The 321-nt window shown below is 62.9% G+C and carries 1 pseudogene; it reads right to left on the reverse strand.

Annotated elements, in window-relative coordinates:
* Positions 1 to 319, reverse strand: a pseudogene (locus EP376_RS23465) (lytic transglycosylase domain-containing protein); the annotation flags it as partial.
* Positions 320 to 321 lie beyond the last annotated feature (2 nt).

Raw genomic sequence — 321 nt, forward strand, 5'->3', positions numbered from 1 at the left:
AGGCGCTCTCAACCTCGATATTGGCGCGGTAGAGGCTCAGCCAGTCCGTGACGGAAAGCTCCGCGCGCCTTAGGCCGGGGTGGCTGGCATAACGCAGGGCCGTGGTCTCTATGGCGTTTAGGACATCGGCGCGGGGCAGGGGTGCCGGACCGACACGGGCTGCAAAGCGCATCGCTTCTCTCTTTGGCACAGTTTCATCGCTGCCGACAATCGCAAGTTCGTCGGCTGCCGAACCCTGACCAACGCCGTCATTGTAGTTCCTGGCAAAACCGCTCTGAGACCGCGACGGGGTCAGAGAGCCGTCGCTCTCCATGACCAGGA

Origin of the sequence: Alexandriicola marinus (assembly GCF_004000435.1) — a bacterium.
GTDB lineage: Bacteria > Pseudomonadota > Alphaproteobacteria > Rhodobacterales > Rhodobacteraceae > Alexandriicola > Alexandriicola marinus.